Origin of the sequence: Citrobacter portucalensis, from assembly GCF_002042885.1 — a bacterium.
GTDB lineage: Bacteria > Pseudomonadota > Gammaproteobacteria > Enterobacterales > Enterobacteriaceae > Citrobacter > Citrobacter portucalensis.
This window is the reverse complement of record NZ_MVFY01000010.1, coordinates 188,763-199,066: the sequence shown is the minus strand read 5'-3', so window position 1 is coordinate 199,066 and position 10,304 is coordinate 188,763. Positions and strand designations below refer to the sequence as shown.

The following is a 10,304-nucleotide window of genomic DNA, read 5'->3' as shown; positions in this document are numbered from 1 at the left end:
CGGAGTGGACGCATCACTGGTGTTCGGGTTGTCATGCCAATGGCATTGCCCGGTAGCTAAATGCGGAAGAGATAAGTGCTGAAAGCATCTAAGCACGAAACTTGCCCCGAGATGAGTTCTCCCTGACCCTTTAAGAGTCCTGAAGGAACGTTGAAGACGACGACGTTGATAGGTCGGGTGTGTAAGTGTAGCGATACATTGAGCTAACCGATACTAATGAACCGTGAGGCTTAACCTTACAACGCCGAAGATGTTTTGGCGAAGAGACAGACACAAGATTCAGCTTGATTACAGATTACATCGACATGCCCGGGAGGTGTGTTGATAAACAGAATTTGCCTGGCGGCTGTAGCGCGGTGGTCCCACCTGACCCCATGCCGAACTCAGAAGTGAAACGCCGTAGCGCCGATGGTAGTGTGGGGTCTCCCCATGCGAGAGTAGGGAACTGCCAGACATCAAATAAGTGAAAAGGCCATCCGAAAGGATGGCCTTTTTGCATTTATACGCGGAAATCCACCGGAACTGTATCCGGCATATATATATTAATGAATAACCTGCGATAAAAACGCGCGCGTGCGTTCCGATTTGGGGTGAGCAAAAAACTCATCCGGTGGTGCCTGTTCCACAATCTCGCCAAGATCCATAAAGATCACCCGGTCAGCTACTGTGCGGGCAAAGCCCATTTCATGGGTTACACATAGCATGGTCATGCCCGATTGCGCCAGACCTATCATGGTATCCAGCACTTCTTTTACCATTTCTGGATCCAACGCTGATGTGGGTTCATCAAATAACATGATTTTGGGTTTCATACACAGTGAGCGTGCAATGGCTACGCGCTGTTGTTGTCCACCAGAAATTTGCCCGGGATATTTATGTGCATGTTCGGCAATGCGGACCCGCTCAAGGTAGTGCATTGCCAGTACTTCAGCCTCTTTTTTCGGCATCTTTTGCACCCAGATAGGTGCCAGCGTGCAGTTTTGCAAAACAGTTAAATGAGGAAAGAGATTAAAGTGCTGAAAGACCATGCCAACTTCTTGTCGGACGCGCTCAATATTGCGGATGTCTTCATTGAGCTCAATCCCATCCACTACAATGCGTCCTTGCTGATGTTCTTCCAGATGGTTAATACAGCGGATAGTTGTCGATTTACCTGAACCGGAAGGCCCGCATAATACGATGCGCTCTCCCTGTTTTACCTTCAGGTTGATGTTTTTCAGGACATGAAACTGTCCGTACCATTTGTTGACGTTTTCCAGCGTAATCATCGCGTCGGTAGACGGCATTAATAATTGGCTCATAAATTCCTCAGTGCGGTGTACGCCCGGTGTTAAAACGTTTTTCCAGATGCTGGCTGTAACGCGACATACTGAAACAGAAGATCCAGTAAATCAGTGCAGCGAAAACATATCCTTCTGTCGACATACCCAGCCACGCAGGGTCCACAGTTGCCTGCTGCACGCTACTGAAGAGATCAAACAGACCGATGATGATGACCAGGCTGGTATCCTTGAACAGGGCGATAATCGTGTTAACCAGACCAGGGATAACCAGCTTGAGGGCTTGCGGAAGAATGACCAGCCCCTGAGTTTTCCAGTACCTTAGCGCCAGTGATTCCGCGGCTTCATACTGACCTTTCGGTAGGGCCTGTAGCCCTCCGCGAACCACTTCTGCGACATAGGCCGACTGGAAAAGAATAACGCCGACCAGCGCCCGGATAAGCTTGTCGATACTGGTTCCTTCGGACATAAACAGAGGAAGCATGACCGAGGACATAAACAGAACAGTAATCAACGGTACACCGCGCCAGAACTCAATGAAAATGACGGATAAAACCCGCACGACTGGCATATGGGAACGACGTCCCAACGCCAGTAAAATGCCCCATGGAAGCGCGCCTGCAATCCCCACGGATGCAATAATAAGCGTCAGTGTTAATCCGCCCCACTGCCGGGTTTCTACGCGTTCAAGTCCGAAAAAACCACCGTACATCAGCCACCAGACGACAATTGGATATATGACTGCCCAGATAGCGATATAACGGCCACGGTGGGGAATGGTTTTCCAGAACATCGGAACAATAGAAGCCAGACCAATTATCAGGGCCAGATTTACGCGCCAACGCTGATCGTGTGGATAAAGCCCATACATGAATTGCCCGAAGCGTTCATGGATGAACACCCAGCAGGCTCCCGCTTTGGTACAGTCTGCCCGGGTAGAACCGACCCAGTTGGCCTGAAAGAACACCCAGTTCAACAGTGGCGGGAGAAATGACCAAATCAGCCATACGCATAGCAGGGTGAGCAGGCTATTTGACCAACTGGAGAACAGGTTTTTACGCACCCAGAGTAGACTGCGGCTTGCCGGATTGCTGTGCTGGCGCGAGGGGTGAGACAGCAGTGCTTTTGTCATCATGGCTCCTTAGCGCTCAATCAGTGCGATACGGCGGTTATAAATATTCATCAGCAAAGAAATACTCAGACTGATGATCAGGTATACCGACATGGTGATGGCGATCGTTTCAATGGCTTGCCCTGTTTGATTGAGTACCGTGCCGGCAAACAGTGAAACCATGTCCGGGTAGCCAATGGCGGCTGCAAGAGAAGAGTTCTTGACGATATTCAGGTACTGGCTGGTCAGTGGGGGAATGATGACGCGTAGCGCCTGTGGGATGATTACCTGGCGTAGCGTCACCGGATTTGGCAGACCCAGCGAGCGTGCGGCTTCATGTTGGCCGTAAGGAACGGCCTGAATGCCCGCCCGAATAATTTCTGCAATAAATGCCGAGGTATATACCGAAAGCGCCAGAGTCAGTGCCGCCAGTTCAGGAATAAGCACCATACCGCCACGGAAGTTAAAACCACGGAGCGCGGGAATATCCCAGTGAAGCGCAGCGCCAAACATCCACTGTGAAATCACCGGTAAAAGTACGATCAACGCCAGAGCTGTGGGCCAGGTCCGACGTAGCTGACCGGTTTTGGTCTGATGCATTCTGTTGAAGCGAAATAATCCGATGGTGACGACGATAGCGATAACGACAGCGGTGCAAAAGGCAAAAAAACCTTCTCCCATTTGCGGGGACGGAATATAGAGCCCCCGGTTACTCAGGAACATCAAATCCAGCGCGTTAACGGCCTGGCGTGGGCCGGGCAGATTACGTAATACGGCGAAATACCAGAAGAAGATCTGCAGCAGCGGCGGTATATTGCGGAACGTTTCGATGTAGATCGTCGAGAGCTTTCGCAATAACCAGTTATCTGACAGGCGTGCCAACCCGAGAAAGAAACCGAGAATTGATGCGAAAACAATGCACAGTGCTGAAACTAACAGAGTATTGAGCAGGCCGACCACAAAGACACGACCATACGTATCGCCTTGCTCGTAATCGATCAGATGCTGGACAATGCCAAATCCGGCGCTGCGATCGAGAAAAGAAAACCCCGAGGTAATACCGCTATTGTTCAGGTTATTTATCGTGTTATGAATGAGATAGACCGCAATGCTGATAACCGCAATGACGGCGAGTATTTGAAATAACCAGGCGCGGACCGCAGGGTTAGAAAAGGATAACGATCCTTTTACGGTTGAGCGGCGATGGAACATAAGAAAACCTCAGTAACTATGACTCTGGGCTGAGCGCCGCAGTTGCGGCGCCCGTTACATCACTACGCATTAGCGCACCGGTGGCGCATACTGAATGCCACCGTTATTCCAGAGGTTGTTCTGTCCACGTTTGATCTTCAGCGGACTTTCCGATCCAACGTTACGTTCAAAGATCTCCGAATAGTTACCAACTTGCTTGATAATGTTGTAGGCCCATTTGTTATCAAGCTTCAGATCCTTGCCATAATCCCCTTCTTTACCCAACAGGTGTGCCATATCCGGTGTTGCTGGATTAGCCGCTTTTTCATCGACGTTTTTCGAGTTAACACCCATTTCTTCCGCATTTAGCATGGCGAACAGCGTCCAGCGAACAATGGAGAACCACTCATCGTCCCCACGACGTACGACAGGTCCCAGCGGTTCTTTAGAAATAACTTCTGGCAGGACGATCCATTCCGCAGGATTGCTCAGCTTGATGCGTAGGGCATACAGCTGAGACTGGTCGGAAGCCAGCGTATCGCAACGTCCAGATTCCAGAGCTTTGGCTGATTCATCCGAACGGTCAAAGGTGACAGGGGTGTACTTCATCTTGTTGGCTTTAAAGTAGTCGGCCACGTTTAGTTCGGTATCGGTTCCCGCCTGAATACAGACCGTTGCACCATCCAGCTCTTTAGCGCTCTTCAGGCCTGCTTTATTGTGGGTAAGAAAGCCAATGCCGTCGTAATACGTTACACCAGTGAAGGACATGCCCATACCGGCATCACGAGAAGAGGTCCACGTGGTATTACGAGAGAGCATGTCGACTTCACCAGACTGTAATGCGGTAAAGCGTTCCTTGGCGGTGAGCGGGGTATATTTTACTTTGCTATCATCGCCAAATACGGCGGAGGCAACGCCACGACATACATCAACATCAATACCCGAGAACTTGCCGCTTGCATCGGCGTAAGAAAAGCCAGGCAAGCCGTCGCTGATCCCACATTGCACAAACCCTTTTTTCTTTACGGCATCAAGTGTTGCGCCGGCATGTGCCTGATTTGCAACAGCAAGCAGCACACCGGCCGCAGCCAGGCTGGCGATTATCATCTTTTTCATAGAGCATCCTGTGTGGAGGAATTATTGTTATGGAAACGTTCTGAAAACGTCTTTTACCTGTCTGTGGCTTTGGCCATACTCTTTTAAGCAAAGGTAGTGCCAGTTTTTTGCGCCTGATTATTCGACGCAATATGCAGAGTGTAGACAGGAAAAAATAAATGCAGCGCCCTGAAGTGGTGCAAAATTGAAACGTAAGCCACATTTCGGCGCAAAAAATTTAAAAATCAGACAGGACGCGTGATAACGATTTCTGGCGTTAATATTAATGACGTGAGAATAATGAAAAGAAAATGTGGTGTTACGAAAAACAGAAAAAATGCTAATTTCAAATCGCGGATGTGTGAGTGAAATCTATAATAATTTTATTACATGTCAGGTTCTATTAAGCAACGTTTTGTCTTATATGTAGATTTTATGCTTATTGCTAAAAGCGCGGTAATAACCGCGCTTTTAAGATGATTTATTTGGTCAGGGCGACAATCCCAAGCGTCAGTCCGGCAACGGCTGCAGCACCACCGGCGATGGCCCCGGCTGTTTCCCAGTTATCCTGGGTGGTGCCTTTCATACAGGTATTGGTATGAACCAGGCGTCCCTGATCGTCGTATACAGGTACGCAAGGAGAATCGTGTGCACAGCCAGCCAGGAATGCGGTAAGCAGTGCAACGGATATTAATCTTTTCATGGTGTTACCTCAAAATAAGCGTTTCGCTAATTAAGCAAAGACAAACGCTAAGCCATCTGCGAACTCGGCGATTATTTTACCACTTCTTAAAAAAGGACTGACATGAGGAATAATCTCAATTCATGTGGATTGTAAAAATAATGGATAAAAAGAAAGGCTGCAGGCGAGTTTAGAGGGATAATTTAAATGAAATAAATGGCTATCTTACTAATAAATAAAGAGGAGCATCGTAGGTGAAAAAGGCGTCCGTAGACGCCTTTATTTTACAAATTAATCGTTGTGCCGACTAAAACGCCGTCTTACGACAACAAAGAAGACGGGGACGAAGAAGATAGCCAACAATGTTGCGGTCAGCATTCCTCCCATAACACCGGTACCGACCGCATTCTGCGCACCACTACCTGCACCGTGACTGATAACCAGAGGCATAACCCCCAGAATAAAGGCCAGGGATGTCATCAGGATAGGACGAAGACGCATGCGCGATGCCTCCAGCGTCGCTTCAATCAACCCCTTGCCTTCTTTATCCATCAGGTCTTTGGCAAACTCGACGATCAGGATGGCGTTCTTAGCCGAGAGGCCGATTGTGGTTAGTAAGCCAACCTGGAAATACACATCGTTATTCATCCCACGCAGTGATGCTGCTAACAATGCGCCCACAACACCGAGCGGTACAACCAGCATCACCGAGAAAGGAATAGACCAGCTTTCATACAATGCGGCAAGGCAAAGGAAGACAACGATTAGCGAGATGGCATACAGCGCAGGTGCCTGGTTACCCGACAGCCTTTCCTGATAGGACATCCCCGTCCAGTCATGACCAATACCGTTTGGCAGTTTTTCCGCCAGGCTTTCCATTAGCGCCATTGCTTCACCGGTACTTCTGCCAGGCGCTGCTTCTCCCAGCAGTTCCATAGAAGGCATACCGTTATAGCGCTCCAGGCGCGGTGAGCCGTAGATCCAGTGTGCGGAACTGAACGTGGAGAACGGAACCATTTCGCCATTGGCGCTACGAACATACAGATTATTGATGTCCTCCGGTAACATACGGAACTTGGCATCGGCTTGTACGTACACTTTTTTCACGCGTCCACGGTCAATGAAGTCATTGACGTAATAGCCGCCCAGCGCAGCTGAGATAGTTTCGTTGATATCAGACAGTGAGACACCAAGCGCTTGCGCTTTCTCCTGATCGACATCCAGCTTGAACTGTGCGGTATCCTCGAGCCCGTTTGGACGCACACGAACCAGCAGGTCAGGGTGTTTGGCAACCATGCCCAGCAGTTGGTTACGTGCCTGGGTTAGCGCAGCATGCCCCAACCCGCCCTGGTCAATCAGCTCGAAGTCGAAGCCCGTCGCGGTACCCAGTTCAACGATGGCTGGCATGTTGAAAGGGAACACCAGACCATCACGAATCTGACTAAACGCTCGGGTAGCGCGGGCGATAATTGATTCAACGTTATTTTCGTTACCGCTACGTTCTTCCCAGGGCTTGAGGCTGACGAACGCCATCCCTGAGTTTTGCCCCTGGCCGCTGAAGCTAAAGCCGTTAACCGTAAAGACGCTTTCAACGTTGGCTTTTTCATTGTTCAGGTAGTAGTGGGTGACCTGATCAAGCACCTTCTGGGTGCGTTCTTGCGTGGCGCCTGCAGGAAGTTGAATCATCGTCAGGAAGACGCCCTGATCTTCCTCTGGCAGGAAGGAGGTTGGCAGGCGCATAAACAGCACAGCCATCCCGATGACGATTATCAGGTAGACGACCAGGTAACGCCCAGTTTTACGCACAATACCGCTGACGCTATTGGTGTAGTGATTGACGCTGTGATCGAATTTGGCATTGAACCAGCCAAAGAAACCGCTTCTTTTCTCGTGATGTTCAGCTGATAAGGGCTTCAGCAACGTTGCACAAAGTGCGGGAGTCAGGATCAGCGCGACCAGTACTGAAAGCGCCATGGCGGAAACGATGGTGATGGAAAATTGCCGATAGATAGCCCCGGTTGAACCGCCAAAGAAGGCCATCGGGATAAATACCGCAGACAGCACCATGGCAATACCAACCAGTGCTCCCTGTATTTGTGACATGGATTTTTCCGTCGCCTCTTTGGGCGGCAGATGATCCTCCATCATCACGCGTTCTACGTTTTCCACCACCACTATCGCATCATCGACCAATAGACCGATGGCGAGTACCATGCCGAACATCGTCAGGGTGTTTATTGAGTAGCCAAACGCAGCAAGCACGGCAAATGTGCCCAACAATACGACAGGTACGGCGATGGTTGGAATGAGCGTTGCCCGGATGTTTTGCAGGAACAAATACATGACCAGGAACACCAGCACGATCGCTTCAAACAACGTTTTTACCACTTCATGAATGGAGATGGTCACAAACGGCGTCGTGTCGTACGGGTAGACCACCTTCATTCCCTGTGGGAAGAATGGCTGCAGTTCAACCAGCTTGGCTTTAATCGCGTTAGCAGTATCCAGCGCGTTTGCCCCGGTTGCCAGCTTGATCCCAAGGCCGGATGCAGGCTTACCGTTAATACGCGCCACGACGTTGTAGTTTTCCCCGCCTAACTCGATACGCGCGACGTCTTTCAGGTGAACAACCGAGCCATCGCTGTTCACGCGTAACGTCACTTTGCCGAACTCTTCAGGGTCTTTCAGTCGCGTTTGCGCAATGATAGAGGCGTTCAGCTGCTGGTTAGGTAATGCAGGCGTACCCCCTAACTGACCTGCGGCAATCTGATCGTTCTGTACCTTCAACTGATTGATCACATCAACCGGCGTGAGCTGATATTTGTTCAATAAGTTTGCATCCAGCCAGATGCGCATGGCGTACTGTGCACCAAACAGCTGCACGTCACCCACGCCATTCAGACGGCTGATTGAGTCTTTAACGTTCGAGGCGACGTAGTCGGAAATGTCATCCTGTGTGGTTTGTGGGTTGTCAGAGACAAAACCCGCGACCATCAAAAAGCTGCTGCTGGATTTCTCGACGCTGATCCCTTGCTGCTGAACTTCTTGCGGCAGTAGCGGAGTGGCGAGCTGCAGTTTATTTTGCACCTGCACTTGCGCGATATCGGGATCGGTACCGGACTGGAAAGTCAGTGTAATAGTCACACTCCCGGCCGAGTCGCTGGTGGAGGACATATACATCAGGTTATCGATACCATTCATATTCTGTTCGATAACCTGTGTGACTGTATCCTGAACCGTCTGTGCATCTGCACCAGGGTAGGTGGCAGAAATGGCGACCGCAGGAGGCGCAATGGTCGGGTACTGTGCCACGGGCAGTTGCATGATTGCCAGAGCACCCGCCATCATCAGAATGATAGCCAATACCCAGGCAAAGATAGGACGCCTGATAAAAAAGTTAGCCATGTCCGGTTACCTTATTGGGCTTTCGTGGCAGGGGTTTCGGTATCGGCGGTTGCTTTAACCTGAACGCCTGGACGTGCTTTCTGTAAGCCGCTCACGATAACTTTGTCACCCGGTTGCAGGCCTTCGCTGATGAGCCACTTGTCACCAATAGCTTGTGCGGCAACGACTGCGCGAGACTCAACCTGACTCTTGTCGTTAACGACCATTACGGTGGCATCGCCGCGAGGCGTACGCGTTACCCCCTGCTGCGGAACGAGAATGGCATTCGGCTGGACGCCTTCATCAATGCGTGCACGCACAAACATGCCCGGCAACAGCGTGTGCTGCGGGTTAGGGAACACGGCTCTGAGGGTGATTGAGCCGGTGCTTTCATCAACCGTCACATCAGAAAACTGCAAAGAGCCTTTTAGCGGGTATGACTGACCATTTTCCATCACCAGTTCGACAGTACTGCTGGCGCTGTCTTTATGCAGACTCCCTTGTTCAACGGACTGTTTGAGGCGCATAAAGTCGTTACTGGACTGTGTCACGTCGACGTAAATGGGATCGAGCTGTTGAACGGTAGCAAGCTCTGTAGCCTGGCCATTCGTGACTAATGCACCTTCGGTGACGTTAGATTTACCGATGCGTCCGCTAATTGGCGATGTCACTTTGGTGTAGGCCAGATTGATACGCGCGCTTTCGACCGCCGCTTTTGCCGCGATCACGGAGGCATCGGCCTGACGAGCATCAGCAATTGCCTGATCGTACTCTTGCTGGCTGATGTACTTGGTGCCAACCAACGGCACATAGCGTTTTACCGTTAAATGCGCGATTGCAGCCGCCGCTTCACTCTTCGCCAGTTCACCTTTGGCGCTGTCATAGTCAGCCTGATAAGTCGCGGGATCGATCTGATAAAGTGACTGTCCGGCTTCAATATCGCTTCCTTCAGTGAAATTCCGTTTAAGCACTATCCCGCTGACCTGGGGACGAACTTCTGCAATTCGGAATGCCGTTGTGCGCCCGGGTAATTCGGTCGTTACGGCTAAAGGAGCCTTTTCGACGACATGGACAGTCACCTGCGGTTCTGCGGGATGAGCTTGTGTTTCTCCCTGATCGTTACAACCGGCGAGTAATGCAGCGGAGACGATGATGAATGAGGGCAGGAGTGAAAACCTGGCATTTTTCGTCATTTCTATTCCTTAAAAAACCGAACGCTCGTTATTAACCGGGTAACGCAGGGGGCGATAACGTGCACAAGAAAAATAATAGTTGGCTATCCTACAAATTATTAGCTTGCGATGTAAGCAATACTTATTTATAGGCACGATACACGGCACGTAAAAGCAAAAAAAGATTAATCGACAGCTGTTTCATTGTGGTGTTAATAGCAATACTATGATTCGCATAAACACAAATTGAAATAAGTATTTGGTTTGTGAATATATTGTTTGTTGGTATTCGTTTTGTTTATTCGTGTGCAAAGTCCGTAATAATATTTTTTAGAACTCGTTTAAATAAATGCTAAGTGATACATTTGTTCCGTATCGCAAATATTAGA

The 10,304-nt window shown here is 49.9% G+C and carries 7 protein-coding genes and 2 rRNA genes; 2 read left to right on the top strand and 7 right to left on the bottom strand.

Translation table 11 applies throughout. The features are described from left to right. Both BZK40_RS16545 and rrf read left to right on the top strand, forming a co-directional pair. Positions 1 to 238 (top strand): 23S ribosomal RNA (locus BZK40_RS16545); the annotation flags it as partial. A 100-nt stretch (positions 239 to 338) separates the two neighbouring features. Further along, positions 339 to 454, top strand: a 5S ribosomal RNA gene (rrf, locus tag BZK40_RS16540). 88 nt (positions 455 to 542) lie between these two features. Here the strand turns inward: rrf and BZK40_RS16535 are convergent. The 7 genes from BZK40_RS16535 to BZK40_RS16505 form a co-directional block, all read right to left on the bottom strand. Beyond that, complete coding sequence (locus BZK40_RS16535) at positions 543 to 1,301, bottom strand: amino acid ABC transporter ATP-binding protein (RefSeq protein ID WP_003025300.1); 759 nt, start codon at positions 1,299 to 1,301, stop codon at positions 543 to 545. A gap of 7 nt (positions 1,302 to 1,308) precedes the next feature. Further along, a complete protein-coding gene (locus BZK40_RS16530) occupies positions 1,309 to 2,412 on the bottom strand; it encodes an amino acid ABC transporter permease (protein ID WP_079934966.1) in 1,104 nt (367 codons plus the stop codon). A 9-nt stretch (positions 2,413 to 2,421) separates the two neighbouring features. Beyond that, on the bottom strand, positions 2,422 to 3,603 hold the full coding sequence (locus BZK40_RS16525; RefSeq protein ID WP_079934965.1) for an amino acid ABC transporter permease: 1,182 nt from the start codon (positions 3,601 to 3,603) through the stop codon (positions 2,422 to 2,424). Between the two features lie 69 nt (positions 3,604 to 3,672). Then, entirely contained in the window at positions 3,673 to 4,698 is a 1,026-nt protein-coding gene (locus tag BZK40_RS16520) for an amino acid ABC transporter substrate-binding protein (RefSeq protein WP_008785976.1), read from the bottom strand. Between the two features lie 460 nt (positions 4,699 to 5,158). Continuing rightward, the gene (locus BZK40_RS16515) at positions 5,159 to 5,380 is read right to left on the bottom strand and encodes a lipoprotein (RefSeq protein ID WP_003025292.1); all 222 of its coding nucleotides are present in this window, start codon (positions 5,378 to 5,380) and stop codon (positions 5,159 to 5,161) included. Positions 5,381 to 5,650: 270 nt separating this feature from the next. After that, positions 5,651 to 8,764 (bottom strand): efflux RND transporter permease subunit, encoded by a 3,114-nt coding sequence (locus BZK40_RS16510; protein WP_048215435.1) that lies wholly within the window; start codon positions 8,762 to 8,764, stop codon positions 5,651 to 5,653. An 11-nt stretch (positions 8,765 to 8,775) separates the two neighbouring features. Beyond that, on the bottom strand, positions 8,776 to 9,936 hold the full coding sequence (locus BZK40_RS16505) for an efflux RND transporter periplasmic adaptor subunit (protein ID WP_008785974.1): 1,161 nt from the start codon (positions 9,934 to 9,936) through the stop codon (positions 8,776 to 8,778). Between the last annotated feature and the right edge of the window lie 368 nt (positions 9,937 to 10,304).

Bases quoted from the DNA above. Each gene is read 5' to 3' on its own strand.
- BZK40_RS16535 (WP_003025300.1), bottom strand. From the start codon at position 1,301: ATGAGCCAATTATTAATGCCGTCTACCGACGCGATGATTACGCTGGAA.
- BZK40_RS16530 (WP_079934966.1), bottom strand. From the start codon at position 2,412: ATGACAAAAGCACTGCTGTCTCACCCCTCGCGCCAGCACAGCAATCCG.
- BZK40_RS16525 (WP_079934965.1), bottom strand. From the start codon at position 3,603: ATGTTCCATCGCCGCTCAACCGTAAAAGGATCGTTATCCTTTTCTAAC.
- BZK40_RS16520 (WP_008785976.1), bottom strand. From the start codon at position 4,698: ATGAAAAAGATGATAATCGCCAGCCTGGCTGCGGCCGGTGTGCTGCTT.
- BZK40_RS16515 (WP_003025292.1), bottom strand. From the start codon at position 5,380: ATGAAAAGATTAATATCCGTTGCACTGCTTACCGCATTCCTGGCTGGC.
- BZK40_RS16510 (WP_048215435.1), bottom strand. From the start codon at position 8,764: ATGGCTAACTTTTTTATCAGGCGTCCTATCTTTGCCTGGGTATTGGCT.
- BZK40_RS16505 (WP_008785974.1), bottom strand. From the start codon at position 9,936: ATGACGAAAAATGCCAGGTTTTCACTCCTGCCCTCATTCATCATCGTC.